31 protein-coding genes are annotated in these 26141 nt (G+C 68.5%); 12 read left to right on the top strand and 19 right to left on the bottom strand.

Annotated features, from left to right (window positions below):
• Positions 1-6 precede the first annotated feature (6 nt).
• From ACSQ19_RS03520 to ACSQ19_RS03495, 6 genes are read right to left on the bottom strand one after another with little or no spacing between them, the layout of a single operon-like run.
• Entirely contained in the window at positions 7-489 is a 483-nt protein-coding gene (locus ACSQ19_RS03520) for a hypothetical protein (RefSeq protein ID WP_436000057.1), read from the bottom strand.
• A gap of 4 nt (positions 490-493) precedes the next feature.
• Positions 494-1132 (bottom strand): hypothetical protein, encoded by a 639-nt coding sequence (locus tag ACSQ19_RS03515; RefSeq protein ID WP_436000055.1) that lies wholly within the window; start codon positions 1130-1132, stop codon positions 494-496.
• A gap of 31 nt (positions 1133-1163) precedes the next feature.
• Positions 1164-2234 carry a uroporphyrinogen decarboxylase gene (gene hemE / locus ACSQ19_RS03510; protein ID WP_436000053.1) on the bottom strand — a complete coding sequence of 357 codons (1071 nt, stop codon included), beginning with the start codon at positions 2232-2234 and terminating at the stop codon, positions 1164-1166.
• 18 nt (positions 2235-2252) lie between these two features.
• Positions 2253-2507: a WGR domain-containing protein gene (locus ACSQ19_RS03505; RefSeq protein ID WP_093300856.1), complete on the bottom strand. Its 255-nt coding sequence runs from the start codon at positions 2505-2507 to the stop codon at positions 2253-2255.
• 9 nt (positions 2508-2516) lie between these two features.
• Entirely contained in the window at positions 2517-3620 is a 1104-nt protein-coding gene (gene aroB, locus ACSQ19_RS03500) for a 3-dehydroquinate synthase (protein WP_436000051.1), read from the bottom strand.
• Positions 3617-4159 carry a shikimate kinase gene (locus ACSQ19_RS03495; protein WP_436000049.1) on the bottom strand — a complete coding sequence of 181 codons (543 nt, stop codon included), beginning with the start codon at positions 4157-4159 and terminating at the stop codon, positions 3617-3619. Before ACSQ19_RS03495 ends, aroB begins: the two co-directional genes overlap by 4 nt.
• A 102-nt stretch (positions 4160-4261) precedes the next feature.
• Between ACSQ19_RS03495 and ACSQ19_RS03490 the strand changes: the two genes are divergently transcribed.
• Entirely contained in the window at positions 4262-4465 is a 204-nt protein-coding gene (locus ACSQ19_RS03490; RefSeq protein ID WP_436000047.1) for a dodecin family protein, read from the top strand.
• A gap of 77 nt (positions 4466-4542) precedes the next feature.
• On the opposite strand, the gene ACSQ19_RS03485 is transcribed toward ACSQ19_RS03490, so the two are convergent.
• Positions 4543-5397, bottom strand: coding sequence for a kinase (locus ACSQ19_RS03485; RefSeq protein ID WP_436000045.1), 855 nt, complete (start codon positions 5395-5397; stop codon positions 4543-4545).
• A 33-nt stretch (positions 5398-5430) separates the two neighbouring features.
• Between ACSQ19_RS03485 and pdxH the strand changes: the two genes are divergently transcribed.
• Both pdxH and ACSQ19_RS03475 read left to right on the top strand, forming a co-directional pair.
• Positions 5431-6033, top strand: a complete 603-nt coding sequence (gene pdxH / locus ACSQ19_RS03480) for a pyridoxamine 5'-phosphate oxidase (RefSeq protein WP_436000043.1) — start codon at positions 5431-5433, stop codon at positions 6031-6033.
• A 101-nt stretch (positions 6034-6134) separates the two neighbouring features.
• Entirely contained in the window at positions 6135-6932 is a 798-nt protein-coding gene (locus tag ACSQ19_RS03475; RefSeq protein ID WP_436000041.1) for a cobalamin-binding protein, read from the top strand.
• A 167-nt stretch (positions 6933-7099) separates the two neighbouring features.
• Here ACSQ19_RS03475 and ACSQ19_RS03470 read toward each other — a convergent pair whose 3' ends face one another.
• The 3 genes from ACSQ19_RS03470 to ACSQ19_RS03460 all read right to left on the bottom strand — a co-directional run bounded on the left by ACSQ19_RS03470 (position 7100) and on the right by ACSQ19_RS03460 (position 9173).
• Positions 7100-7555 (bottom strand): DUF4426 domain-containing protein, encoded by a 456-nt coding sequence (locus ACSQ19_RS03470; RefSeq protein ID WP_436000039.1) that lies wholly within the window; start codon positions 7553-7555, stop codon positions 7100-7102.
• A gap of 61 nt (positions 7556-7616) precedes the next feature.
• Positions 7617-8459 carry a pyrroline-5-carboxylate reductase gene (gene proC / locus ACSQ19_RS03465; RefSeq protein WP_436000037.1) on the bottom strand — a complete coding sequence of 281 codons (843 nt, stop codon included), beginning with the start codon at positions 8457-8459 and terminating at the stop codon, positions 7617-7619.
• A gap of 30 nt (positions 8460-8489) precedes the next feature.
• Positions 8490-9173 carry a YggS family pyridoxal phosphate-dependent enzyme gene (locus tag ACSQ19_RS03460; RefSeq protein ID WP_299346353.1) on the bottom strand — a complete coding sequence of 228 codons (684 nt, stop codon included), beginning with the start codon at positions 9171-9173 and terminating at the stop codon, positions 8490-8492.
• Between the two features lie 93 nt (positions 9174-9266).
• Here ACSQ19_RS03460 and ACSQ19_RS03455 point away from each other — a divergent pair, with 93 nt between their 5' ends.
• The 6 genes from ACSQ19_RS03455 to ACSQ19_RS03430 all read left to right on the top strand — a co-directional run bounded on the left by ACSQ19_RS03455 (position 9267) and on the right by ACSQ19_RS03430 (position 13780).
• Positions 9267-10304 carry a type IV pilus twitching motility protein PilT gene (locus ACSQ19_RS03455; protein WP_062352229.1) on the top strand — a complete coding sequence of 346 codons (1038 nt, stop codon included), beginning with the start codon at positions 9267-9269 and terminating at the stop codon, positions 10302-10304.
• 66 nt (positions 10305-10370) lie between these two features.
• Complete coding sequence (locus tag ACSQ19_RS03450) at positions 10371-11501, top strand: PilT/PilU family type 4a pilus ATPase (protein WP_296278423.1); 1131 nt, start codon at positions 10371-10373, stop codon at positions 11499-11501.
• Between the two features lie 185 nt (positions 11502-11686).
• Positions 11687-12226: a hypothetical protein gene (locus ACSQ19_RS03445; protein WP_436000034.1), complete on the top strand. Its 540-nt coding sequence runs from the start codon at positions 11687-11689 to the stop codon at positions 12224-12226.
• Between the two features lie 99 nt (positions 12227-12325).
• Positions 12326-12718, top strand: a complete 393-nt coding sequence (locus tag ACSQ19_RS03440; RefSeq protein ID WP_436000032.1) for a hypothetical protein — start codon at positions 12326-12328, stop codon at positions 12716-12718.
• Between the two features lie 37 nt (positions 12719-12755).
• Positions 12756-13265, top strand: coding sequence for a DUF6622 family protein (locus ACSQ19_RS03435; RefSeq protein ID WP_296278420.1), 510 nt, complete (start codon positions 12756-12758; stop codon positions 13263-13265).
• 98 nt (positions 13266-13363) lie between these two features.
• The gene (locus ACSQ19_RS03430) at positions 13364-13780 is read left to right on the top strand and encodes a hypothetical protein (protein WP_436000029.1); all 417 of its coding nucleotides are present in this window, start codon (positions 13364-13366) and stop codon (positions 13778-13780) included.
• Positions 13781-13902: 122 nt separating this feature from the next.
• On the opposite strand, the gene ACSQ19_RS03425 is transcribed toward ACSQ19_RS03430, so the two are convergent.
• Together ACSQ19_RS03425 and ACSQ19_RS03420 are read right to left on the bottom strand one after the other, a co-directional pair.
• Complete coding sequence (locus tag ACSQ19_RS03425) at positions 13903-15429, bottom strand: acetyl-CoA hydrolase/transferase family protein (protein WP_436000027.1); 1527 nt, start codon at positions 15427-15429, stop codon at positions 13903-13905.
• Positions 15430-15502: 73 nt separating this feature from the next.
• Entirely contained in the window at positions 15503-16048 is a 546-nt protein-coding gene (locus ACSQ19_RS03420; protein WP_436000025.1) for a DNA-3-methyladenine glycosylase I, read from the bottom strand.
• A gap of 100 nt (positions 16049-16148) precedes the next feature.
• On the opposite strand from ACSQ19_RS03420, the gene ACSQ19_RS03415 reads away from it, so the two are divergent.
• From ACSQ19_RS03415 to ACSQ19_RS03405, 3 genes are all read left to right on the top strand, one after another.
• Positions 16149-16715, top strand: coding sequence for a YqgE/AlgH family protein (locus ACSQ19_RS03415; RefSeq protein ID WP_436000023.1), 567 nt, complete (start codon positions 16149-16151; stop codon positions 16713-16715).
• Between the two features lie 81 nt (positions 16716-16796).
• On the top strand, positions 16797-17246 hold the full coding sequence (gene ruvX, locus ACSQ19_RS03410; RefSeq protein ID WP_296278416.1) for a Holliday junction resolvase RuvX: 450 nt from the start codon (positions 16797-16799) through the stop codon (positions 17244-17246).
• A gap of 20 nt (positions 17247-17266) precedes the next feature.
• Entirely contained in the window at positions 17267-18211 is a 945-nt protein-coding gene (locus tag ACSQ19_RS03405; RefSeq protein ID WP_296278415.1) for an aspartate carbamoyltransferase catalytic subunit, read from the top strand.
• A 154-nt stretch (positions 18212-18365) separates the two neighbouring features.
• Here ACSQ19_RS03405 and ACSQ19_RS03400 read toward each other — a convergent pair whose 3' ends face one another.
• The 7 genes from ACSQ19_RS03400 to ptsP all read right to left on the bottom strand — a co-directional run bounded on the left by ACSQ19_RS03400 (position 18366) and on the right by ptsP (position 26139).
• Positions 18366-19925 (bottom strand): diguanylate cyclase, encoded by a 1560-nt coding sequence (locus tag ACSQ19_RS03400; protein ID WP_436000021.1) that lies wholly within the window; start codon positions 19923-19925, stop codon positions 18366-18368.
• 140 nt (positions 19926-20065) lie between these two features.
• Positions 20066-20344, bottom strand: a complete 279-nt coding sequence (locus tag ACSQ19_RS03395) for a hypothetical protein (protein WP_299346078.1) — start codon at positions 20342-20344, stop codon at positions 20066-20068.
• Between the two features lie 3 nt (positions 20345-20347).
• Positions 20348-21151, bottom strand: coding sequence for a prolyl oligopeptidase family serine peptidase (locus tag ACSQ19_RS03390; protein WP_436000019.1), 804 nt, complete (start codon positions 21149-21151; stop codon positions 20348-20350).
• Positions 21152-21221: 70 nt separating this feature from the next.
• Positions 21222-22070 (bottom strand): DNA ligase, encoded by an 849-nt coding sequence (locus ACSQ19_RS03385; protein WP_436000017.1) that lies wholly within the window; start codon positions 22068-22070, stop codon positions 21222-21224.
• A 161-nt stretch (positions 22071-22231) separates the two neighbouring features.
• Entirely contained in the window at positions 22232-22843 is a 612-nt protein-coding gene (locus ACSQ19_RS03380; protein WP_436000015.1) for a DUF1294 domain-containing protein, read from the bottom strand.
• A 9-nt stretch (positions 22844-22852) separates the two neighbouring features.
• Positions 22853-24214 carry a magnesium transporter gene (gene mgtE / locus ACSQ19_RS03375; RefSeq protein ID WP_296278409.1) on the bottom strand — a complete coding sequence of 454 codons (1362 nt, stop codon included), beginning with the start codon at positions 24212-24214 and terminating at the stop codon, positions 22853-22855.
• 203 nt (positions 24215-24417) lie between these two features.
• Positions 24418-26139, bottom strand: a complete 1722-nt coding sequence (gene ptsP, locus ACSQ19_RS03370) for a phosphoenolpyruvate--protein phosphotransferase (RefSeq protein ID WP_296278408.1) — start codon at positions 26137-26139, stop codon at positions 24418-24420.
• Between the last annotated feature and the right edge of the window lie 2 nt (positions 26140-26141).

Genomic DNA, 26141 nt, shown 5'->3' with positions numbered 1-26141 from the left:
GGGCGTTCAGCGCAGGCGGCGAACGTCCATGACCCCCGCGACAGGGTCGTAATAGAACCAGTCGCCCGCATGGCTGGCCAGCCAGTCGATGCGCGCCCGGCTCGCGGGCGGCACGTGGCAGAGCACGCCGAGTCCGGCCTCGTCGCCGGATGCCGTCGCCGAGGTGGGCGGGTCGGCCAGCAGGTCGGCCAGCGATGCCGGCTTCTCCCCCCAGCTCAGGCAGTCCGCGTCGGTGGCCGTGTCCGCGGGCCACCCCATGCGGTCCCAGAACGTCGCGCGCCCACGCGCCTGCAGGCGGTGCGCCGCCTGTGCCTCGCCATCGGCCGTGCGCACGATCCGCCACTGGTCGCCGACCGCGACCACCGTCCACACGACCTCATCCGCCGTGGCGGTGGCGTCATGACCGTAGTCACCGGCAAAGCGATCCGCATCCCCCGCGATCACGATGGCGGGGCACGCCGACAGCGCCAGCAGCAAGAGGCGGCGCACCGGATCAGTCCGCCCAGGCTTCGACGTACAGCGTGCGCGTGGCGTCGTCGCTGTCGGCATGGATCCAGATGCCGCCGGCATCGCCGGCAGGCAGGAAGTACCCGTCGTCGGCCTGCAGCATGGTGCAGGTAGCCGGAGCCGCTTCCTCCGCGAGCACACGCGCACGACAGGCGTCCTCCACGAAGGCCTTCAGCACCGGGGCGGCCTCGGTGTAGGTCGACGCGACCACATACTGGTGGTCGCCCCAACGCTGCGAATCCATCAGCCGGACCTCCACCACCGGCTGGCCGGCGAGTTGCACGCGTCCGGGATGCAGCAGCGCGCGCGCGGCCACGGCGGTCAGCATGTCCTGCGCGTCGTCGGCCAGGGTGTCTTCGCAGTCCAGGTCGATCCGTGCCACCCGCTGCCGCCATCCCGGCGCAAGTTCGTCGAGGCGGCGGGCGCGGATGCGGTCGCAGCCGGGCATGGCGTCCGCCACGCTGTGCGCGGCGTGCTGGTCCGGCGGCACCACCATCACCAGGGCAGGGAAGTCGCCACCGGCGACGTGCAGGACGCGCGCCGCGCCGCTTTCGTCCGTATGGGCGTGCGCGCTGGCCGCCAGCAACAGGCTGGTGGTGAGGGCGAGCAGGGGGCGGCACTCCATTGCGTCACTCCGCGGGTGGGGCAGGACGGCGTCAGCGAGCGCTGTAGGCGTGGACTTCGTCCACCAGCACAGCGACGTGGTCGGGGTTCATGTCCGGCGACATGCCGTGACCGAGGTTGAAGACGTGACCGTCGCGCGAACCGCCGTTGCCGTCGCGGTAGCTGTCCAGCGCGCGGCGGACCTCGTGGCGGATCGCCTCGGGCGAGCCATACAGCGTGGCCGGGTCCAGGTTGCCCTGCAGCGCGACCTTGCCGCCGGTGCGGCGCGCCGCATCGCCGAGTTCGACCAGCCAGTCCACGCCCACGCCTTCGGCGCCGGTGGCGGCCAGGTCTTCCAGGTAGGCCGCGGTGCCCTTGCCGAACAGAATCAGCGGGGTGCGCTCCGCGCCTTCGCCACGGTCGAGTTCATGCGCGATGCGCTGAAGGTAGGGCAGGGAGAACTCGCGGTACATCGCCGGGCTCAGCACGCCGCCCCAGGTGTCGAACACCTGCAGCGCCTGCGCGCCGGCAGCGCGTTGCGCGGCCAGGTAGGCGATCACGGCATCGGTGTTGACCGACAGCAGGCGGTGCAGCGCGGCCGGTTCGTTCAGCGCCATCGCCTTGATGCGGGCGAAGTCCTTGCTGCCGCCGCCTTCCACCATGTAGCAGGCCAGCGTCCACGGACTGCCGGAGAATCCGATCAGCGGCACCTTGCCGTCCAGCTCGCGGCGGATGACGCGCACGGCATCCATCACGTAGCGCAGTTCGGTTTCCATGTCCGGCACACCGAGCTTGGCGGCGTCGGCGGCGCTGCGCACGGTGCGCTCGAACTTCGGGCCCTCGCCCTCGACGAAGTACAGGCCCAGGCCCATCGCGTCCGGCACGGTCAGGATGTCCGAGAACAGGATCGCCGCATCCAGGTCGTAGCGGCGCAGCGGCTGCAGCGTCACCTCGCAGGCGATCTGCGGGTTCTTCGCCATGCCCAGGAAGCTGCCCGCTTCCTTGCGCGTGGCGCGGTATTCCGGCAGGTAGCGGCCGGCCTGGCGCATCAGCCAGACGGGCGTGCAGTCCACGGGTTCGCGGCGCAGCGCGCGCAGGAAGCGATCGTTCTTCAGAGCGGTCATCGTGGTTCCGGGAAAAGGTTACTTGGGCGCGTCGGCGCCGCGGGCGAACATCAGCTGGAAGCCGCGCTTGAGGTGGCTGTCGCGCGCCTTCTCGAAGGCCGCATTCGCCTCGTCCTGCAGCAGGTATTGCTCGCGCTTGAGCGTGGCGCGACCGCCGATCTGCCCCGTTTCGCGCAACAGCTCCCATCCCCCGAACAAATCGGGCTGGAGGGTCAGCTGGACGTAGCGGGGCGCTTCGCCCGCGTCGGGGCGTTGCTGGAGGAAGACGCGCATGGCGGCATTTTAGCCGGACAGCACGCCCAACACCCGGTTTTCGTCCACGTCCGGCACCACCTCGGCCTGGCCGAGCCCGCGCCACAGCACCAGCCGCAGGCGGCCGGCGAGGTTCTTCTTGTCCAGGCGCATGCGGGCCAGCAGGGCTTCGGGCGTCACGCCGGCCGGCATCCGGACCGGCAGGCCGTACGCCGCCAGCAAGGCTTCCAGGCGGTCCGTGTCCGCGGCGGGCGCCAGGCCCAGCTCCGCGGACAGCCGCGCCGCGAGCACCATGCCCACCGCCACCGCCTCGCCATGGTTGAGGTTGTCGTTGCCCAGCCCGCCGTAGCCCTGCTCGGTTTCGATGGCATGGCCGAAGGTGTGGCCGAAATTCAGCAGGGCGCGCTCGCCCTTCTCCAGCGGGTCGCGGGCCACGATCTCAGCCTTGTGCTCGCAGCTGGCCGCGATCGCCAGGGCCAGCGCTTCTCCGTCCATCGCCAGCAGCGCTGCGCGTTCCTGTTCCAGCCACTGGAAGAAGCGCGCATCGCGGATCGCGCCGTACTTGATCACTTCGGCCAGGCCAGCGCGCAGTTCGCGCGGGGGCAAGGTGGCCAGCGCCGCGGTATCGGCGAACACCGCGCGCGGCGGGTGGAACGCGCCCACCAGGTTCTTGCCCTGCGGGATGTCGACCGCGGTCTTGCCGCCCACCGACGAATCCACCATCGACAGCAGCGTCGTGGGCACCTGCACGCAATCCACGCCGCGCATCCAGCACGCTGCCGCGAACCCGGCCAGATCGCCGACCACGCCGCCGCCCAGCGCCACCACACACGCGTCGCGCGTCGCGCCCAGCGTCGCCAGCGCCTCGATGGCATGGCCGAAGTGGGCCAGCGTCTTCGACTCTTCGCCCGCCGGCAGGATGAAGGTGCCGATGGCCAGGTCCGGACGCGCGGCATGCAGCGCCTCGCGCACGGCGCCCGCGTACAGCGGCGCCACCACCGAATCGCTGACCAGCAGCACGTGGCGGCCGCGCACATGGCGCGCGAGCGCGGCGCCGTCGCCCAGCAGGCCCGGCCCGATGGTGATGGTGTAGGGGATCTCGCCGCCGACATCGACGGTGCGTGCGTGGTTCATGCGTTCTCTTCGATGGGCTGCCAGCGGTGCGCCAGCAGCTGGGTCAGGCGGGCGGTGGCGTCCGGCGGGGTCAGCCCGTCGGTGTCCAGGGCCAGGTCGGCGATCTCGCGGTACAGCGGTTCGCGCAGGGTGGCCATCTCCTGCAGCACCTGCTCGCGGTCCGGGCGCTGCAGCAGCGGACGGTTCGCGCAGCGGCCGAGGCGCTTCAGCTGGGCGTCCACGCTGACCTGCAGGTAGACCACATAGCCGCGCTTTTTCATCAGCGCCCGATTGTCGGCGTCCAGCACGGCACCGCCGCCGGTGGACACCAGCTGGCCGTGGCCCGCCAGCAGTTCATGCAACGTGGCTTTCTCTCGCTCGCGGAAGCCGGCCTCACCGACATGCTCAAACAGCGTCGCGATGCTGGCGCCGGTGCGTTCGACGATGGCCTGGTCGGCATCCACGAACACCAGCCCGAAGCGCTCGGCGACGCGCTTGCCGATGGACGTCTTGCCGGCCCCCGTGGGGCCGACCAGGATCAGGTTGGGGGCCGGATTCATGATGCCCCAGATGCTAGCACCGCCCGCACACGTGGCGTGGACTTAACACGGCCGGGACTAGGGTGGCCCTCCGGCACCGTGCCGGCCATCGAGGAGCAAGCCATGTCCGTCGTCAAGGTCATCGAAGTCAACGCATCATCGAAGACCAGCATGGAAGACGCGGTCAAGGTAGGCCTGAAGAAGACCTCCGAGACCGTGAAGAACATAAAGGGCGCCTGGGTGAACGAGATCAAGGTCGTCACCGATGACGGCGGCAACGTCACCGAGTGGCGCGTGAACCTGCGGATCAGCTTCGTGGTGCAGTGACGGGGTCGGCTGGAAAAAAGCATTGCCGTGGGAGCGACGTAAGTCGCGATGACGCATCGTGGTGCCCCCATCGCGACTTACGTCGCTCCCACAGGGCCCTGCACGGGAATCGGGTGGCGGCTTTCGTCCAGCGCGATCGTGCGTTCGGCGATCGCCGGCAGCATCGCCAGCAGGTGCCGGCTGGTGCGTTCGTAGTGCTGGATGAAGCGGTCCAGTTGCGCGCGGTCCATGCCGGTCCGCTGCGGGTCGCGCGCAACGAGGGCCTGCTCCTGTTCCCAGCGCCAGGTCCGCACGATCTCGAAGCCGGGCGGCTGCAGGAACCACAGCGCATCGATGCGTGACCACAGCGCCGGGTAATCGTTGCGCAAGGCATCGTTGCAATGGCGGCGCCAGCGGCCGTCCGCGTCCTCGTCGCGCTCCAGCGCATTGATCGGCGTGGCCAGCACCGCGTCGTCCTCGGGCGCCGCCTTCAGGCACCAGCCTTCGAACAGCACCAGGTCGACGCGGCCGTCGATCCGTATCCAGGCGTCGTCGGGCGCACGATCGTCGGCCAGCTTGTCGAAGCGTGGCAGGATCACCCCTTCGCCATGGCGCAACGCATCCAGGACGCGACACCCCAGTGCCACATCGTGGGTGCCGGGCGGGCCACGCGTGGCGAGCAGGGGATGCGCCTCGGCGGCGAGCCGCCGTCGCTGCGCGCGGGTCAGGTACAGGTCGTCCAGCGACAGCACCGCCACCCGCAGGCCTTCGCCGCGCGCCCGGGCCGCGACCTGCTCCGCCAGCGTCGACTTGCCGCTGCCCTGCAGACCGGTGATGGCGAACACCGGAGGGCTCGCTGGCGATGCGCATGCCGTCCGCAGCGCGTCCTCGACGAGCAGCGCGGGAAAACCCTCGGGATGCACGGGTGTCGTCATCGCGCGACAATAGCGCATGCCCGGGATGCGGGCGCTGCCTGTTGCGATGCCATGACCGATCTGTACGCCGAGGCCCTGTCCACGTTCACCACGCTGTTCGGCGAAGCGAAAACCGCAGGCACCGAAGTCGAACCCAATGCGATGACGGTGGCCACCGCCACGCCGGACGGCCGCCCGTCCGCGCGCACGGTGTTGCTGAAGGCGTTCGACGAACGCGGCTTCGTCTTCTACACGCACACGCACAGCCAGAAGGGCCGCGAACTGCACGACAATCCGCGCGCCGCGCTGTTGTTCCTGTGGCGCAGCCTGCGCGAGGCCGGCATCCAGGTGCGCGTGGAGGGCGGGGTGACGCCGGTCGACGACGCAGAGGCCGAAGCATACTTCGCCTCGCGTCCACGCCAGAGCCAGCTCGGTGCCTGGGCATCGATCCAGTCCGAGACGCTGGACTCGCGCGAGGCCTTCGAGAACCGCATGGCCGACGTCGAAGCGCGCTTCGCCGGCGGCGACGTGCCGCGTCCCGAAGGCTGGAGCGGCTATCGCGTGGCGCCCGACGCCATCGAGTTCTGGTACGGCGCGCAGTTCCGACTGCACGAGCGCTGGCGTTACGAATGCGATGCCGCGGGCGCGTGGAGCAAGCGGATGCTGTTTCCGTGATGGCTATTGAGCGTCGTTGTGGGAGCGACGTGAGTCGCGAGCTTGTCCCGGCATGCCAGCAGCTCGCGGACTCACGTCGCTCCCAAAGCACAGATACTGCGATGACCGGCCCACAGCGCATCGTCTGCCTGACCGAAGAGCCGACCGAGACGCTGTACGCGCTGGGCGAGCAGGACCGCATCGTCGGCATCAGCGGGTTCACCGTGCGTCCGCCGCAAGCCCGCAAGGAAAAGCCGAAGGTCAGCGCGTTCACCAGCGCGAAGATCGACGACATCCTGTCGTTGCAGCCGGATCTCGCCATCGGTTTTTCCGACATCCAGGCCGACATCGCCGCCGAACTTGTGCGGCGGGGCGTGGAAGTGTGGATCAGCAACCATCGCAGCGTGGACGGCATCATCGACTACGTGCGGCGGCTGGGCGCGCTGGTCGGTGCCGCGACGCGCGCCAACACGTACGCCGACACGCTCGCGCGTGGACTGGACGATGTCCGCGCGCAGGCGGCGCGGCTGCCGCGCCGGCCGACGGTCTACTTCGAGGAGTGGGACGAACCGCAGATCACCGGCATCCGCTGGGTGTCCGAGCTGATCGGCATCGCCGGGGGCGACGATGTGTTCCCGGAGATGGCGCGCGAGTCGCTGGCCAAGCACCGCATCCTCGCCGACGGCAGCGAGGTGGTGCGGCGCGCACCCGACCTCATCCTGGGCTCATGGTGCGGCAAGAAGTTCCGGCCCGAGCGCGTGGCGGCACGTCCGGGCTGGGACGCGATCCCCGCCGTGTGCGACGGTGAGCTGCACGAGATCAAGTCGCCGCTGATCCTGCAGCCGGGGCCAGCGGCGCTGACCGACGGCGTGCGAGCCATCGCGGCGATCGTGCGGGCTTGGGCGGCTCGCCAGTCCTGAGGTTGACGCTTCTGTAGGAGCGACGTAAGTCGCGACCGCGGACCGGACGCCATCCGCTCGTTCGATAGGGCGGGTGCGTCATCATCACGGTGTTCTGCAACGGCCAGTTCGATAGGGACGGCGTGCGGTCGCGACTTACGTCGCTCCTACATCGGGTCCCGCGGACCTCAAAAATTCCGCTGGAACGTCACCGTTTCCGTGCGGCCACCGGCCTGCACCACGATCTCGAAGCGATAGGAATTGCGCGGCGAGAGGCGGGCGGTACCGATCAGGTCGGTGTATCCCCCGGCTTCGACTTTGCGCAGTTCGATCGCCTGGCGCGTGCCGGAGAGATCGTGCGCGGTCACCCTGACCTCGCCATCCGCATCGATTTCCTCGGCGCCTTTAACCTCGCGCAGGGCGACCAGCACCAGCGCGGTACCGGCGTCGCGCTGCACGCCGTACTGCTTCGCGACGGGCGCGCTCAGCGCCAGCGTGGGCAGCGCGTTGTAGCGCACGCGCAGGCTGCCGAAGTCGGTTTCGGCGGGCGCCGGTGGAACGAATTCGGCGACACGCGGCGTCTCGCTGCCGGAGCAGGCGACCAGGGACAGGGCGAGAATCAGCAGGGCGATCAGGCGTTTCATCGGCGTGGGTGCCTGTGTGCTGTAGGTACGTTACGAGGTTCCGAGCGGGCCGGATGCGAAGTCAATCGTTCGCCGCGGACAGTTCGCCGCCCCGTGCGGTCGCCGCGCGCACGGCCCGCGCGACCAAGGCTTCGAAGCCACCGGCCTGGAAGGTCTCGATCGCCGCCTGGGTCGTGCCATTGGGCGAGGTCACGCGGCGGCGCAATTCGGCCGGCGTCTCGCCGCTCTCGGTCAGCATGCGCGCCGCCCCCAGGACGGTCTGCAGCACCAAGGTGCGTGCGGCGTCGGCCGACAGGCCTTCGGCCACGGCAGCCGATTCCATCGCCTCGGCCAGCAGGAAGACGTAGGCCGGGCCGCTGCCCGACACGCCGGTGACGGCATCCATCTTCGCTTCGGCATCGATCCAGACCGTCGGGCCCGCGGCGGAGAGCAGCAGTTCCGCGCGCTCACGGCCTGTCGCGTCGACCTCGCCGCTCGCATGCAGGCCGGTGACGCCGGCGCCGAGCAGGGCGGGCGTGTTGGGCATGCTGCGCACCACCGGCACGCCACCGCCCAGCCAGCGCTGCATCTGCGCGACGGTGATGCCGGCGGCGATGGAGACGGCCAGCGGGCGCTGCGCCTGCGCCATCGGCGCGAGCGATTCGCACACCGTGCGCATGACCTGCGGCTTCACCGCGAACAGCCAGGTGTCCGCGCCATAGGCCGCTTCCCCGGCCTCGGTGAACACCTGCACGCCGAAGTCGGCCGCCAGCGCGGCGCGCAGCGGTTCGTTGGGCTCGGCCACGCGGATGCGCGAGGGGTCCGCACCACGCTTGAGCAGGCCGCCGATCAGGCTGCGCGCCATGTTGCCGCCGCCGATGAAGGCCAGAGGATGCGTCAGCACGCGCGACGTGGAAGGAGTCATGGTGTCAGGCCTCGGGAAAGTCGAAAGGAGTCAGGCGGGTCGCGGCGGGCGCGCGCCGAACAGGGCGGTGCCGATGCGGACCATCGTGGCCCCGTGCGCGACTGCGAGCGCGTAGTCCTCGCTCATGCCCATCGACAGGGTATCCACGCCGGGGTGTTTCGCCGCCAGTTGATCCTGCAATGCCTGCATGCGGCGGAAGGCGTCGATGCGCCGGGCGGTGTCGGGGTGGGGCGCGGGAATCGCCATCAGCCCGCGCAGGCGCAGCCGCGGCTCGGCGGCGATGGCATCGGCGAGGGCGGCGACCTCGTCGGGTTGGCAGCCATGCTTGCTGGCTTCATCGTCGATGTTCACCTGCACCAGCGCGTTGAGCGGCGCACGATCGGAAGGGCGATAGCGTGACAGAGCGCCAACCAATTTGTGACGGTCTACCGTCTGCACCCAATCGAACAGCTGCGCCGCGAGTTCGGCCTTGTTCGATTGCAGGTGGCCGATGAGGTGCCATTCCAGGCCCATGCCTGCCAGTTCCCCGATCTTCGCCTGGGCTTCCTGCACGTAGTTCTCGCCGAACGCGCGCTGGCCCGCGCGGGCCAGTTCGGCGACGGCCGACGCCGGCTGCAGCTTGGACACGGCCAGCAACGCAGGGGTTGGCCGATGCGCGGCTTTCGCTGCGTTTTCAAGGTGTTGCAGGGTCTCGCTGAGGGTGTCGGCGAGCATGTTCATCCAACCATTGGCGGGAACGGCGAGGGCGCTATACTGCCCTCCGGGGAATCAAGGTTCCAGTTCGCAGCAACTTGGGGAAGCAGCGTCATGGATATCGCCGAACTGTTGGCGTTCTCGGTAAAGAACAAAGCATCCGACCTCCACCTGTCGGCCGGCCTGCCGCCGATGATCCGCGTGGATGGCGACGTACGCCGCATCAACATCCCGGCGCTGGACCACAAGCAGGTGCACGCGCTGGTCTACGACATCATGTCGGACAAGCAGCGGCGCGACTTCGAAGAATTTCTCGAGGTCGACTTCTCGTTCGAGATTCCGTCGCTGGCGCGCTTCCGCGTCAATGCCTTCAACCAGAACCGTGGCGCCGGCGCCGTCTTCCGCACGATTCCGTCGGAAGTCCTGACCCTGGAAGACCTGGGCTGCCCGCCGCTGTTCCGCGAACTGATCCAGCAGCCGCAGGGCCTGATCCTGGTCACCGGCCCGACCGGTTCGGGCAAGTCGACCACGCTGGCGGCGATGATCGACCACATCAACAAGAACGAGTACGGGCACATCCTCAGCGTCGAGGACCCGATCGAGTTCGTGCACACCTCGCAGAAGTGCCTGATCAACCAGCGCGAAGTGCATCGCGACACGCACGGCTTCAACGAGGCGTTGCGTTCGGCGCTGCGTGAAGACCCCGACTACATCCTGGTCGGCGAGTTGCGCGACCTGGAAACCATCCGCCTGGCGCTGACCGCCGCGGAAACCGGCCACCTGGTGTTCGCCACCCTGCACACCAGCTCGGCGGCCAAGACCATCGACCGCATCATCGACGTGTTCCCCGCTGGCGAGAAGCCAATGGTGCGCTCGATGCTGTCCGAGTCGCTGCGCGCGGTCATTTCGCAGGCGCTGCTGAAGAAGATCGGCGGCGGCCGCACGGCGGCCTGGGAAATCATGGTCGGCACTCCGGCCATCCGCAACCTGATCCGCGAGGACAAGGTGGCGCAGATGTACTCGGCCATCCAGACCGGCCAGAACTACGGAATGATGACGCTCGATCAGCACCTGCAGGATCTGGTGAAGCGCAGCCTGATCACGCGCCAGCAGGCCAAGGAATACGCCAAGGAAAAGCGGTTGTTCGAGTAACGGCCGCGCGGCGCCGCCACCGGCGGCCGCCGTCCCGCGGCTTCTTCCGTCTTACGGAGCATCGCCATGAGCACCATCGATTTCACCTCGTTCCTCAAGCTGATGGCGCACCAGAAGGCGTCGGACCTGTTCATCACGTCCGGCATGCCGCCGTCCATCAAGGTGCACGGCAAGATCTCGCCGATCACGCAGACGCCGCTGACCTCGCAGCAGTCGCGCGACCTGGTGCTGAACGTGATGACGCCGGCGCAGCGCGAGGAGTTCGAGAAGACCCACGAGTGCAACTTCGCCATCGGCGTGGCGGGGGTGGGACGCTTCCGCGTGAGCTGCTTCTACCAGCGCAACCAGGTCGGCATGGTGTTGCGCCGCATCGAGACGCGCATCCCGACCATCGAAGAGCTGAACCTGCCGCCCGTCATCAAGACGCTCTCGATGACCAAGCGCGGCATCATCCTGTTCGTCGGTGCCACCGGTACCGGCAAGTCGACCTCGCTGGCGGCGATGATCGGCTACCGCAACCAGAATTCGACCGGCCACATCATCACGATCGAGGACCCGATCGAGTTCGTGCACAAGCATGAAGGCTGCATCATCACCCAGCGCGAGGTCGGCATCGATACGGACAGCTGGGAAGCCGCGCTGAAGAACACGCTGCGCCAGGCGCCGGACGTGATCATGATCGGCGAGGTGCGTACCCGCGAGGGCATGGACCACGCCATCGCCTTCGCCGAAACCGGCCACCTGGTGCTGTGCACGCTGCATGCCAACAACGCCAACCAGGCGATGGACCGCATCATCAACTTCTTCCCGGAAGACCGCCGGCAGCAGCTGCTGATGGATCTTTCGCTGAACCTGAAGGGCGTGGTGGCGCAGCAGCTGATCCCCACGCCGGACGGCAAGGCGCGCCGCGTGGCGATGGAAATCCTGCTCGGCACCCCGCTGGTGCAGGACTACATCCGCGAGGGCGAGGTCCACAAGCTGAAGGAAGTGATGAAGGAATCCACCAACCTCGGCATGAAGACCTTCGACCAGGCCCTGTTCGAGCTGTACCAGGCCGGCGAGATCAGCTACGAGGATGCGCTGCGCTTCGCCGACTCGCAGAACGAGGTGCGCCTGCGCATCAAGCTGGCCCAGGGCGGCGACGCCCGCACACTGGCGCAGGGCCTGGATGGCGTGGAGATCGCGGAGGTTCGCTGACCTCCGCCCGACGCGACGCACGGAGAGGGGCGGGCGACCGCCCCTTTTTTTGTAGGCGTTTAACCCATCCCTTACATGGGGCTGACTTCGTTCTGAACGTGTTCGCGCTGCGATGCGTGGCGCGGCGGTCGTGCAGGTAGGGTGGCGAGCCATTCGCACACTCGCTCGCCGCCAGGATGGAACGCATGCGCAGGGACAGGATCGTCGCCGTCGTCGTGGTCGTGCTGGTGCATGCATGTGTCGGCGTTGTGCTGCTGGTCTCCCGCCCGTCGGGGCAGGGACGGATGGCGGAGGACAGCGATCGCCTGCGCCTGCGCTTCATCGCGCGCCCGACCGTCGTTCCACGCACCGTGGCTTCGCGCCCGAACCTGCCGTCGCTGCCTGCACGCCCGCGACCCGCGCCGCGCATGTCGGCGACGCCTCCGGAGACGGCACCGCACGACGCGCCGCCGCTGCCATCGCAGGACACGGGGCCGCTGGTGCTCTCGCTGCCGGCCGCGCCGCTGAGCGCAGGCGAGCGTGATCTCTTCGTCCGCCAGGACAAGCGCGCGTTCGAGGCACCGTCACGGCTCAACGTGATCCTCCACGACAGCTCGTTCGTTGGCCGTTACCAGCAGTTCCTCAAGAACGTGACCTGTGAAGAACTTCGCCGCGCCATGCGCAACAGCCCCTCCAGCGCGAACACGATCCAGGCTTCGATGAGCCGCCGCGGCTGTGCACTCTGATCGGCTGCCGAGGCCGGAAATACCGGAAGCGATGAAAATTTCATCGATGGCGATGCTTTTTTCTTCGATGCCGCACCAGAGAGGGGCGCCATCGGAGAAATGTTCCCGGTCATCGCACCATGGAGCGTCGATGCCGAAGATATTTTCATTGTCATGGCACAAGAAAGAACAGCGGCGTCGTTGCGATTTTCTTCGTCATGGCACAAAAGAACTTCGCCATCGATGAAAATTTCATCGTCATGGCACCTCCATGCTTCGACGTCGAAAGAAATTTTCCTTGTCATGGCACTTAAGAACGACGGCGACGCACCAGATAGGTTCGCCATCGACGATATTTTCCTCGTCATGGCACAGGAAAGCCCTGCGACGGTGACGGCAAGCCTCATCGCCGAGCCGACCGGACCCGCGGGGAGGCCCCACGACCTCCGGCACCTGAAAGTGTTGACTTCCGGCACCTCACGGCAAGGCGGGCGGGTCCGAGGATGTGCATGAGCCGACGCGGTGTCGGCCCCTCCCGGACCCTCGCCCCATGATGCAGATCCTCACCCACACCCCCCTCTGGGTCTTCGGCCTGTTCTTCGGCCTGGTCTACCTGGGTTGCCTGCAGAGCAGGACGCGCCAGGTCTCGCGCGGCCGCCTGATCGTGCTGCCGGTCGCCATGCTGGCGTGGTCGCTGTACTCGGTCTGGTCGACGTTCGACGCCCACCTTACCGCGCTGACCGCTTGGGCCTGCGCATGGGTCGCCGTGGTGGCCATCGCGATGCTACGCGCACCGTCGCGCCGCGTGGCCTACGACGCATCGACGAAGCAGTTCACCGTCCCCGGCAGCTGGCTACCGCTCGCGCTGATGATGGGCATCTTCTTCTTCAAGTACGCCGTGGCGGTGGTCCATGCCATGACGCCGGGCCTCCTCGAGACGACGACGGCCGTCGTGGTGGTGGCCGGCACCTACGGCCTCTTCAGCGGCCTGTTCATGGCACGCGCGCTGCGGGTGCTGGGGGTGATGAAATCGCCGCGCTTGGTGGAGCAGAACGCCTGACGGCGAACGGGTAGGATGGGGGGGGGACGATGACGGCTCGATCCAGCCCCCCACTCGTCGTGGACACAGAGGTCCACGTGCAGGAGAAAGGATCACCCATGACAGCGGTCGAAGCGTTCGCCGGGGTTTACAGGCTTCTGGCGGCCGAGATCGCGTGCCGGTCGGAACTGATGGAAGGCTTCCTCTCGGAGCATGGCGTACATGCGGGATCGGTCGATCCTGTGGTGGACCAGCGCTACCTCTATGAAGCGCTTTCTTCCCGCGAGGGCAGCGACATGCTGGCGGACTTGTATCGCCGTTTTGCCGACGCCGCCCTGGCAACCGAAGGGGATGACGAGGTGCTGTCCCAACTGGAGGTCCTTCAACATCTGCTTGCGAAGAAGCTTTGGAAGTATGAGTCGCCTACATCGGCGCTGCTGGATGCTTTCACGCGGGACTACGACAGGCTGGATCAGCCGAGTGAAAGGCGTCGATGGTTTCTTGAGATTTCGGATGCCACTGCTGGCGAGGCCTGACGAAGCGGCAGGGCTATCGGTTGGGGTGATCTTGCGAACCCTGACATAGCCGCCGCGGATGACGTACGTTGGGGCGATTTCGTTCACCCCAACCTCGCGGAGTGGCGAACGCGTGAAGGCGCCTATTCCTTCATGCTCCCCGTCTCCAACCACCGCTGGTGCCATGACAGCGCCTCGGGCAGCAGGTGCGGGGTGTGCTTGCCGTAGCTGTGGTGCAGGGCGCGGTCGAAGTAGTCCTGCAGTGCATCGCGATAGTCGGGATGGGCGCAGTTCGCGATCAGCGTGCGGGCGCGCTGCTTGGGGGTGAGGCCGCGCAGGTCGGCTAGGCCCTGTTCGGTGACGATCACCGAGACGTCGTGTTCGGTGTGGTCCACGTGGCTGACCATCGGCACCAGCGCGGAGATGCTGCCGCCTTTCGCAGTGCTGGGGCTGAGGAACACCGACATGAAACCGTTGCGGGCGAAGTCGCCCGAGCCGCCGATGCCGTTCTGGATGCGGCTGCCCATCACGTGGGTGGAATTGACGTTGCCGTAGAGGTCGCCCTCGATCATGCCGTTCATGCCGATGCAGCCGAGCCGGCGGACCAGTTCCGGGTGGTTCGACATCTCCTGCGTGCGCAGGATGATGCGCTCGCGGTAGAAGGCGATATCGCGCTTGAACACCTCGTTCGCCTCCGGGCTCAGCGCGAAGCCGGTGCACGAGGCGACATCGAGCACGCCATCGCGCAGCAGGTCGAGCATGCCGTCCTGGATGACCTCGGTGAACGCCGTGAGCCCGCGGAAACCGCTCTTCGCCAGCCCCGCCAGCACGGCGTTGGGAATGTTGCCCACGCCCGACTGCAGCGGCAGCAGGTTCGCCGGCAGGCGGCCCTGCGCGACTTCGTGCTTGAGGAACGCGATCAGGTGCGCAGCGATGCGCTCGCTGGTCGCGTCGATCGGACTGAAAGGGCTGTTGCGGTCGGGGCCGTGCGTGCGCACGACGGCGACGATCTTGTCCGGGTCGCAATGCAGCGCGGTATCGCCGATGCGGTCCTGCACGTGTTCCAGCGGGATCGGCTTGCGGTGCGGCGGCAGGGCGGTGCCGTAGTAGATGTCGTGCATGCCCTCCAGGCCGGCCGGCTGCCAGTCGTTGACCTCGACGATCACCTTCTTCGCCAGGTCCAGCCAGGTCTTGTTGTTGCCGACCGAGGTCGACGGCACCAGCGTGCCGTCTTCGCGGATCGCCGAGACTTCCACCACGGCCATATCGATGGGGCCGTAGAAGCCGAACCACACATGCTGGGCGACGTGGCTGAGGTGGATGTCGATGTAGTCCAGGGTGCCGTCGTTGATCCGCTTGCGCGCGTCCGGGTCGCTCTGGAACGGCATGCGCAGCGCGATGGCATCGGCCTTCGCGAGTGCGCCGTCGAGTTCCGGCGCGGTGGAGGCGCCGGTCATCAGCTTGATCTGGAACGGCACGCCGGCGGCGTGCGCGCGTTCGATGCGCGCCGCCAGCGCCAGCGGCACGGCCTTGGGATAGCCCGAGCCCGTGAAACCGCTCATCGCAACGGTTTCACCGGGCTGGATGAGGCTGGCGGCGTGCTCGGCGCTGATCACGCGCCCGCGCAGCCCGGCGTGGCGGATGCGTTCTTCGCCTATCGGTGGAAGCATTGAGTCACGACGACATCGTTGGGACGTTGCGCCGCAGGATAAAGCCATCGGGTCACGCGGCGGTTGCGCCGGATCAATGCCCCGCCGCGGCCATCCACGGTGGGTGGCGCTTTGCCGCACGCCGGAATGCCGGGCAATCCTCCCGGTGCGCGCCGGGCAGGTAGCCTAGGCTCATCAGGAACTCGTTGGTGATCTCGCCGCCGGTGAAGCGGAACGTCTTCTTGAACAGCTTGATCCACTCGGCCTTCGACAGCGGATGGTGCGCATCGAGCCATGCGGCGAAACCGCCGTGCGTGGCGCGCAAGTCCAGGATCACCTGGGCGTTGTGGATGGCGGCCTCCACCTTCAGCCGGTTGCGGATGATGCCGGGATCGGCCAGCAGCCGGGCGCGATCCTTCTCGCCGTAGCGGGCGACCTTCTCGACCTCGAAGCCGCTGTACGCCGCGCGAAACCCCTCGCGCTTCTTCAGCATGGTCTCCCAGCTCAGGCCGGCCTGGTTGATCTCCAGCAGCAGGCGCTCGAACAGCACCGATTCCTCGTGCTGCGGGAAGCCGTATTCGTGGTCGTGGTAGGGGCCGTGCAGGGGATGGCCGGGCGCGATGTCGCAGTAGCCAGACATGGGGGCGGGTCCTGAAGTGAAGTCGGGATTCTAGGGCGTATCGCGGACAAGGGCCGCCCTCGCCGGCGCGTCGTGCGCGGGGCCGGGCTAGAATGGCGTCATGCAAGACGCCGCCACGCCCTTGGCCAACCAGTTGCTGATCGCCCTGCCGGCGCTCGCGGACCCGAATTTCGCCCGCAGCGTGACGCTGATCTGCCAGCACGACGACGACGGCGCCATGGGCGTGGTCGTGAATCGTGCTTCCGAATACACCCTCGGTGACGTCTTGCGGCAGATGAACCTGGCATCCCACGATCCGCGGCTGGACGACCAGATCGTGCTGGCGGGCGGGCCCGTGCACCCGGAGCGGGGTTTCGTGCTGCACGACAGCGCGCACGCCTGGGAATCGACGCTGGAGGTCGCGACCGGCCTCTACCTGACCACGTCGCGCGACATCCTCGAGGCGATGGCGATCGGCGAAGGTCCGGCGAACGCCGTGATGGCCCTGGGCTGCGCGGGCTGGGGTGCCGGCCAACTGGAATACGAGCTCGGCGAAAACAGCTGGCTGACGGTGCCCGCCGATGCGGAGCTGCTGTTCGGCGTGCCGCTGGAGCAGCGCTGGCAAACGGCAGGACAACGGATCGGCGTGGACATGACGTGCATGACGGACTACAGCGGGCACGCATGACATGGCGCCTGCGCCCGCAGAGTCGTGTCCACGACGCACCGCGCAGGATGGTTCACGCGTGATCGAACGGAGGCAGCAGGCATGAAGCTGGATGGCACCGTACTGGGATTCGACGTGGGCGCGCGCCGCATCGGCGTGGCCGTGGGAAGCGCGTTCGGCACCGGCGCCCGCGCGCTGGCGGTAATCGACGTGCATGGCCATGGTCCCGACTGGCCGGCGATCGACAAGCTGCACGCAGAATGGAAGCCCGATGGCCTGGTGGTCGGCGATCCGATGACCCTGGACGGGGGCGACCAGCCCATCCGCAAGCGTGCCCATGCCTTCGCGCGCGAACTGCGCGCACGCTACCAGCTGCCGGTGGTGCTGGTGGACGAACGCACCAGCTCCGTCGAGGCCGCTGAACGCTTTGCCCTGGATCGTGCCGAAGGCCGCAAGCGCCGCCGCGATGCCGCCGCGCTCGACGCCGTCGCCGCTGCGGTCATCATCGAGCGCTGGCTGGCCGCGCCCCATGACGCGACCCAACTGACCTGACTCTTCGCCCACTCCACACCATGACCCCACAACTCGATTCCGATGGACGCCTGCGCCACCTGCTGACCCTCGACGGCTTGCCGCGCGACACCCTGTGCCGCCTGATGGACCGCGCGGGCCAGATCCGCGACGCGGCGCTGGGCCGCACGCCGCGGCGGCAGGCGCTGGACGGCACCACCCTCTGCACGCTGTTCTTCGAGCCGTCCACTCGCACCCGCAGTTCGTTCCATATCGCCGCGCAGCGGCTGGGCGCGGACGTGCTGAACGTGGACGCCTCGACCTCGTCGACCCGGAAGGGCGAGACGGCGCGCGACACGCTGCGCAACCTGGAAGCCATGGGCGTGCGCGGGTTCGTCGTGCGCCATGCCGAGGACGGTGCGGTCGAGGCCTTGGCGGCCGAAGCCGGCGAGGGCACCGCGCTCATCAATGCGGGCGATGGCCGCAGCGCCCATCCCACCCAGGGATTGCTGGACATGCTGACGATCCGCCAGGCGAAGGGTGCGGATTTCTCCCGCCTGAACGTGCTGATGGTGGGCGACGTAAAGCATTCGCGCGTGGCGCGCTCGGACCTGCATGCGCTGCGTACGCTGGGCGCGGGCCGGATCCGCGTGTGCGGCCCGGCGTCCCTGTTGCCGGACGACGGCACGCTGTCGGGGTGCGACGTGGGGCAGGATTTCGGCGAGATGCTCGAGGGCGTCGACGTGGTGATGATGCTGCGCCTGCAGCGCGAACGCATGGAAGAGGGGCTGGTGTCGTCGCTGGAGGACTACCACCGCGATTACGGCCTGACCGCGACGCGGCTGGCGCTGGCCGCCAGGGATGCGGTGGTGCTGCATCCCGGCCCGATCAACCGTGGCGTCGAGATCACCGACGAGGTCGCCGATGGGCCGCAGTCGCTGGTCCTGCGGCAGGTGAGCAACGGAGTCGCCATCCGCATGGCGGTGCTGGAGACGCTGCTGGGGTGAGTTCCAGCGGTCTGCCGTTGCGATTCGCGATACGGCCGCGAATTTCCGCACGTGCAACCCGGACGCTGCCGTCATCCCTGCGTTCGCCGTAATGACGATGGCGGGGTCGCAGGGCGTCGATCCATGCTTGCCAGCCGGCCTTCGCGCGCCGCACTCACTCCGGCGCCGCGACCACCCGGTTCTTGCCGGCCTGCTTGGCTTGGTACATGGCGCGGTCCGCGCGTGCCAGCAGATCGTCCTGCGATTCCCCCGGCACCCAGCGCGCGACGCCCGCGCTGAAGGTCGCCAGGATGCCGCGGCCTTCGTACACCAGCGGCTTGTGCGCGAGCCGGTCGCGCAGGCGCTCCAGCGTTCCCATCGCTTCGAGGAAGCTGGTCTCCGGCAGCAGCAGCACGAACTCCTCGCCGCCGAAGCGGGCGACGGCATCCGTGGCGCGCAGGGTGGCACGCGCGAGCGTCACGACATGGCACAGCGCCGCATCGCCCCCCAGGTGTCCGTGCGCGGCGTTGATGTGGCGGAAGTCGTCCAGGTCCAGCATCGCCAGCGTCAGCGTCTGGCCGCTGCGCAGGGCCCGCACGGACTCGCGCTTGAACAGCTCGTCGAAGCCGCGCCGGTTCAGCGCATCGGTGAGCTGGTCGACGCGCACCAGTTCGGACACGGACTGCAGTTCCTGCTCGAGGTCCATCACGCGCCGCTCGGCGTCTTCCACTTCGCGTCGCGCTTCCATCAGGCTGTCGCGCGCGCGCAGGGCCTGCGCCTGCACCTGCGCGGTGTCCTCCAGGATGTCCTCCATCCGCTTGCCCAGTTCGGCGATGCTGCGGCTCTCGCGCACGGCCTGCGCGTGGAAGCTGATGCGGTCATGGTACTCGCCGGTGCTGCTGGCCATGCCGTCCAGGCGTTCGACGAAGGTGACCATCATCTCCTTCATCGACGCCTTCGATTCGGCCAGCCCCTGCTTGAGCAGGCCTTGCTTGTAGATCACCTCGCGCAGCCCGGCGCGCGTCTGCTCCAGCGCGGTTCGGTCGAGCGGGCCCGCGAGCAACTGGCGTACCGCACCGATCTGGTCCTGCAGCCAGCTGCCGTCTTCGATCAGCTCGCCGACGTTCTCCAGCAGCAGGTCGAACAGGCTGCGCATCAGCTCCTGCGCGTCGTCCACCTCGTGCGACCGCTGGCTCACCTGCTGGCAGAGGTCGCGGAGGTCCGCGCCGAGCTCGCCCAGCGGCTGGTTGGCCTGCCACTGGCGCACGCGGTCCGCCAGCGCATGCGCCTGCGGCAAGAGGGCGCCGTCGTCGCGCAGCAACTGCTCCACGCCGCCGACCAGTAGCTGGTACAGCAGGTCGCGCAGCTGTTCGGCCTCGCCGGCGAGCGGTTCGTCCTGGATCGTGCGGATGTACTTGTCGATGAGTTGGCGAAGCGCGCGGCCATAGCGCGGCCAGTCCTTGTCGGCCTGCGCGGATTGCAGCCGCTCGCCCATGCCGTGCAGTTCACCCGGTAGGCCGGCGACGCCGTCGGCGAACGCGGACAGCAGGGCGCCGGGTTCTTCCGCGTGGGCGAACAGCGCCTGCAGCTGCGCGCTGCTGATGGCGTTCCGCGGTCTGGCCGTTGTTGTCGTGGCCAACTCGCGCGAGGCGGGTGCGCCCGCCTCGCGGCGACGCGACCAGAGCCGGCGGAAACCGCCCGCGATACCCGAATTTTCGTCGGCCACGTCAGCCATTCAAGTCGCTCGCACGGCCAGGGGCAGATGCCCGATGACCACCAGGGGATGCCGGGTTATCGGCCGCGGCGGGCGCAGGTTGAGGGCAGGCAGGACGTGTCGGACGGGAGGTGGCCGAAAGCGTGACGCCGGCGCGGGCGTCAGTTGCTGGCCGGGGACAGCCGGGCGTGGGCTTCTTCGATGATGCCGAGGTGGGTCCTGGCTTCTTCGTTGCCCTCCGCGGCGGCGGCGCGGACCTGCTCGAGACTGGGGTGCGAGACGATCAGCAGCAGGTTGCCGCACTGCGGGCAGGCATAGTCGGTGACGGCGTCGTGCAACTCCATCGCCATGGCGCGACTGTCGCCCGCCCAGTCGCAGGGGCAGGCCAGGGAACGTTCGCGCCAGCCGGCACTGAAGTAGTCGGGGACGAGTTCGGCCACGGCTCAGCGCCCGCGCCGCTGGGCGAACAGCCAGTCCCACAAAGGGGCATGGGCGTACGTCGCGTCCCAGCTGTTGTGGTTGGCATCGGGGAACTCGGTGTATCGCGCATCGCGTGCGCCGGCCTTGTCCAGTGCCGCCTCCATGCGGCGCGATTGCGACGGCGGTACGACGTCGTCCTCGCCGCCATGGAAAATCCACACGGGCACGTCCTTCAGGCGCTGCGCGGCGGCGGCGAACGGGTCCGCCTCGCCCGCCACGCTGTGGACGTTCATGCTGGAACGGTCACGTCCCCAGTCGACGGTGATGCCGCCGCACACGGGCACCAGCGCGGCAAAACGCGTCGGCTGCTGCAGCGCCAGTTCCCACGTGCCGTAGCCGCCCATCGACATGCCGGTCAGGGAGACGCGGTCGGGGTCCCCGTTGAATTCCCGCATGGCGGCATCGAGGGTCGCGAATGCGATGGGGCCGGCGGATTGGGTCCACTCGGTGTCGTCGGGTGCCTGCGGGAACACCACCAGCGCCGGAAAGGTATCGGCATGCTGCCGCACGTACGGTCCCAATCCCGCCATGGTCTGCTTCACGCCATCGCTGCCGCGCTCGCCCGAGCCATTGAGGAACAGCACCACCGGCGGCTTGGCCTTGCGGAAGCGCGCGGCCGGCACGAAGACCTGGTAGCGGTAGGTCTTGCCCGCAAGCGCGACCTCGCGCGAGACGAACTCGCCCGTCTGGTTCATCGGGGACGTGGTGGTACAGGCGGTCATAAGGATCAGCAGCAAGCCCATACAGGCGGTGGCGAAAAGGCGCATGACGGTCGTGATCGAAGGGTAACGGTCGCAGCATAACCCGCGGGAATGGGCGTCGGATCGCGTCGCTTCGTCAGCGCGTCGGATCCGCCGGCGGCATGTCGTCCCGCAGCCGAAGGAAGCGGGCGAACCGCGGCAACCCGGTCGATGTCACGCCCGTGTACCGATAGGTCAGCCACGCACCCAGCGGGGGCGGGCTGGCGCGCTGGGCATCAGTGAATCCGGTCCCGAGGCGGAACAGGCGCCCGTCCCGCGTGCGCACCTGCAGCGCGCCCATCATGCCCTCGTACTTTCCCTTGCCGGGCAGGTGCGCGACCACCTGCGCCTCGGCGTCCTCGTGGGGTTTGTACTTGAGCAGGTCGTCGCTGCGTCCAGCACGATAGCGCGCGTCGCGTCGATGCAGCATCAGTCCTTCCCCGCCGGCCGCGACAACGCGGGCCAGTTCCGCGTCCAGTGCGGCGCGGGTGGCAATGGGGTGCTGCGGGATCATTGCCAGGTGCGCACTGCGCGCCGTCGACACCAGGCGGCGCATCCGCACGACGCGTTCCGCGAACGGTCCCGGCTGTGAGGGCAGGTCGAATACCATGAAACGGACATCGCGCCACGCCTGCGGGTTGGTGGCCGCGCGGCGGACGAGGGCGCTGATGTAGTCGAAGCGGCCACGTGCGATCCACAGTTCCCCGTCCATGGGCTCGCCGGGCCAGCCCCGGGTGAACGCCGCTGGGGCCGCGATGCGCGAGCCGCCCCGCGTCCAGAGTGCGCGTCCGTCCCAGCGCGCCCGCACGCCGTCGAGTTTCTCGCTGACGAGGAAGGCATCGACCGGCACGCCATCGCGGTAGGCCGTCGCCAGCATCGGCTCGGGGGATGCCGACAGGACCGGCCAGGCCAGTACGCAAAGCAGGAGGGTCAGGAGCAGGCGCATGGCGGCGGTGACCGGAACGGATGATGCGCCAGCATCGCGCGCGTCGCCCGCGCATGGGCATCGGGGCAACCCGCATCAGTCGGTAGGAAAGTGTCCCGTGGAAACTCCGCCCGGATGGCCGGGTCAGCGATGCCACGCCAGGGCAGACCGTGGGATCGGGATCACGCCCGCGTCCAGCACCACGCGACCAGCGCAACCACGTGCAGCACCACCATCGTCCAGAAGACGACGCGATACCCGGGCTTGCGCGACTTGTGCCGCAGCCACTGCTGCGCGATCCATGCGCCGGGCCAGCCGCCGGCGAGTTCGAGCAGGTGCAGCGTGGACTCCGGCGTGCGCCACCGGCCAGTCTGCGCGGCATGCTTGTCGAGCGCGTAGACGACGAAGGTGATGGCCGACACGGCGAGCGCCACGAATATCGCTTCGACCGGAAGCCGGTTGCCGCGGATCGCCCAACCGATGAAGAGCGCGTACAGCACCACCGCCGTCGCACCGGCGAGGGGGGACGCGGGGCGGGGCGCAGCGGCGGCGCGTGCGGCGGGCTTGGCATGGCGCGCGACGGGCACCGTCCGCCGTACCGCCCGTGCGCGCCACTTGCCGTCGGGCTGGCGCTGCGCGGTGAATTTCACCAGCTCACCGACTTCGGGACGACGACCGTCGAGCCGGTAGTCGCGGACGTGGAAGAACACGAGCGCGGGCTCGCCATCGAGCGGGGCGAGGAAACCGAAGCCGCGGTCGTCGTTCCATTCGCTGACCTTGCCGAGTCGCTCCATGCGCAGGCCTCAGTGCAGCAGGATCAGCGTCGCCAGGCCGAGGAAACAGAAGAAGCCCATGACGTCGGTCACGGCGGTGACGACGACGGTGCCGGCGACGGCGGGGTCGATGTTCATCCGCTTGAGCAATAGCGGCAGCAGTACGCCGGCGGTGGCGGCGGCGCAGAAGTTCAGCACCAGCGCCATCGCGATCACCAGCGACAGCATCGGGCTGCGGAACCACAGGAAGGCGATCACACCGACGATGCCACCGATCAGCACGCCGTTGATCAGCGCCACGCGCAGTTCCTTCCACCACAGGATCCGCGCGTTGCTCGCGCCCACCTGGCCCAGCGCCAGGCCTCGCACCATCAGCGTCAGCACCTGCACCGCCGCGTTGCCGCCGATGCCGGCGACGATGGGCATCAACACGGCAAGCGCGACGATCTTCTCCAGCGTGGCATCGAACTCCTTGATGACCGTCGCCGCCATGAACGCGGTGAACAGATTGATGCCCAGCCATACCACGCGACCACGCACGGCACGCGTGACCGGCGAGAACAGGTCCTCGTCCTCGTCCAGGCCGGCGGCGCCCAGCGCCTGGTGCTCGGCCTGCTCACGGATGATGTCGACCACGTCGTCGATGGTGATGCGGCCGAGCAGGATGTTGTTGTCGTCCACGACCGGCGCCGACACCCAGTCATGGTCGGAGAACTGGCGCGCCACTTCCTGCGCGCTCTCGCCCACGTCGATGGCCGGCTGCTCGTCGTCGATCAGCCGGTTGATGGGCGTTGTGTCCTCGTGGGTGACCAGCGCGGCCAACGGCACGCGGCCGAGGTACTGGTGGCGACGGCTGACCACGTACAGGTGGTCGGTGTGGTCGGGCAGTTCGCCGCGCAGGCGCAGGTAGCGCAGCACCACGTCGACGTTGACGTCGGCGCGCACGGTGACCACGTCCGGGTTCATCAGGCGGCCGGCCGTGTCCTCCGCGTACGACAGCACCTGCTCCAGGCGCTCGCGGTTCTCGCGGTCCATCGACTTGAGGACTTCGTCGATGACGGTGTCGGGCAGGTCCTCGACCAGGTCCGCGAGGTCGTCGATGTCGAGGTCCTCGACCGCGGCGACGATCTCGTCGGTGTCCATGTCCGCCAGCAGGCTTTCGCGCACCTCGTCGCCGACGTGCACCAGCACCTCGCCGTCGTCTTCCGGATCGACCAGGCCCCAGACGACTTCGCGCTTGCCCGGCGGCAGCGATTCCAGCAGGTTGCCGATCTCCGCGGGCGACAAGGTGTTGACCAACCGACGCACGGGCCCCAGCCGACCGCTGTCCAGCGCGTCGGAGAGCAGGCGCAACTGGCGTGCGGTCTTGTCGTGGCGGATGGTCTCGACCATTCGGTACTCCGGAATGGGGCCGATCCGTCAGGCGGATGCGACCGGGGCATCAGGCGTTCATCGCGCCATTATCGCCCGGCCTGCGATTTATGGACACCCTGCAGGATCGGCCGAAACGAAGCGTGGGGTTGGGAGCGACGTCAGTCGCGATGAGGCACCTGCGGTGGTCGATCGCGACTGACGTCGCTCCCACAATGCAAGGATCAGGTTGCGGTGGCAGCCTTGAGCCAGCGCTCGATCCCGGCACGGTCCCGCGCCTGCAGCAGCTTGGGCGCGCGTGCCTGCAAATCCGTCAGGTCGCTGTCGCGGATCGTCTTGCGCAGTTCCAGCAACGTCGCCGGATGCAGGCTGAACTCCCGCAGTCCCAGCGCGAGCAGCATCGGCGCGAGGGCGGCGTCGCCGGCAATCTCGCCGCACATGGCCACCGGGACCTTGTGTTCGGCACCGATGCCGATGACGTGCCGGAGCAGGCGCAGCACGCCGGGGTGCAGGGGGGAATAGAGTTCGCCCAGGGCCTCGTTGTTGCGATCGGCCGCCAGCAGGTACTGCACCAGGTCGTTGGTACCGATCGAGACGAAGTCGACCACGTCTACGAAACAATGGAAGGCGATCGCGGCGGCGGGCACTTCGATCATCGCGCCGAGTTCGACCTGCCCGGCCATCTCATGCCCCTGCTTGCGCAGCTGAAGGGACACGCGGCGCAGGCGGCGGCGGACGTCGAGGATCTCCTCGCGGCTGCTCACCATCGGCACGAGGATGCGCACGGGTCCGTAGGCCGACGCGCGCAGGATGGCGCGCAGTTGCGTGTCGAAGACGCCGCCATGGGCGAGCGACAGGCGCACGCCGCGCAGGCCGAGGGCGGGATTCTCTTCATCGCCGACGACCAGTCCGGTCCGATCGGCCTTGTCTGCACCCAGGTCGAGGGTGCGGATGGTCACCGGGCGACCGCTCATGCCCAGCACGAGGTCGCGGTAGACCTGGAACTGTTCGTCCTCGCTGGGCAGTTCGCGGCGCTGCAGGAACAGGAACTCGGTGCGATACAGGCCGACGCCCGACGCGCCCAGGGCGTGGGCGCTCGCCACGTCCTGCATCGACTCGGCGTTGGCCCACAGTGCGATGGTGGCGCCGTCGCGCGTGCGGCTGGGCTTGGACCGCAGGCGTCCCAGTTCGCGGGCCTCGCGCGCGGCATCGCGCAGGCGCTCGCGGTAGCGGCGCAGGTCGCCCGGGTCGGGATTGACCACGACTTCGCCGGTGCCGCCATCCACCAGCAGTACGTCGCCGTCGTTGATCTTCTGCAGGGCCTGCGCGTTGCCCACCACCAGCGGCAGGTGCAGGCTGCGCGCGAGGATGGCGCTGTGCGACAGCGTGCTGCCGGCGGCCGTGATGACGGCGACGACGCCCTGCTGCTGCAACTCCGCCAGTTCCGACGGCGCCACGTTGTCGCTGACCAGGATCTCGCCGGCCACGCCGGGGGCATCGGCCGCGCGTTGGTGCAGGTGCGCATGGATGCGGCCGATCACATGGTCGAGGTCGTCCATGCGGCTCTTGAGGTAGGCGTCGTCCATGCCGTCGAACACGGCGGCGAGCCGGTCGCGCTGCAGGCGGAGCGCATAGTCGGCCGAATAGCGTCCGGTGCGGATCAGTTCGTCCAGGCCATGCAGCAGTTCCGGGTCGTCCAGCAGCAGTGCATGCAGGTCGAGGAACTCGCCGACCTCCTTCGCCAGCGCGCCATGCAGGCGTGTGCGCAGGCTGTGCATTTCGCGGCGGGTGGCGTCGACGGCCTCATGGAGGCGGGCCACCTCGTCGTCGACCTGGTCCGCACGGATCTGCTGCTCGGCGACATCCAGGACATGCGGCAAGCGGACACGCGCACGTCCCAGCGCGCTGCCGCGCGATGCCCCATGGCCCGGCAGCAGCGCCCTCATCG

Source organism: Pseudoxanthomonas sp. LjRoot127 (assembly GCF_964253495.1).
Classification (GTDB): Bacteria; Pseudomonadota; Gammaproteobacteria; order Xanthomonadales; family Xanthomonadaceae; genus Pseudoxanthomonas_A.
Note: the sequence above shows the minus strand (reverse complement) of the source record. Positions and strands in the feature narration are given on the sequence as shown.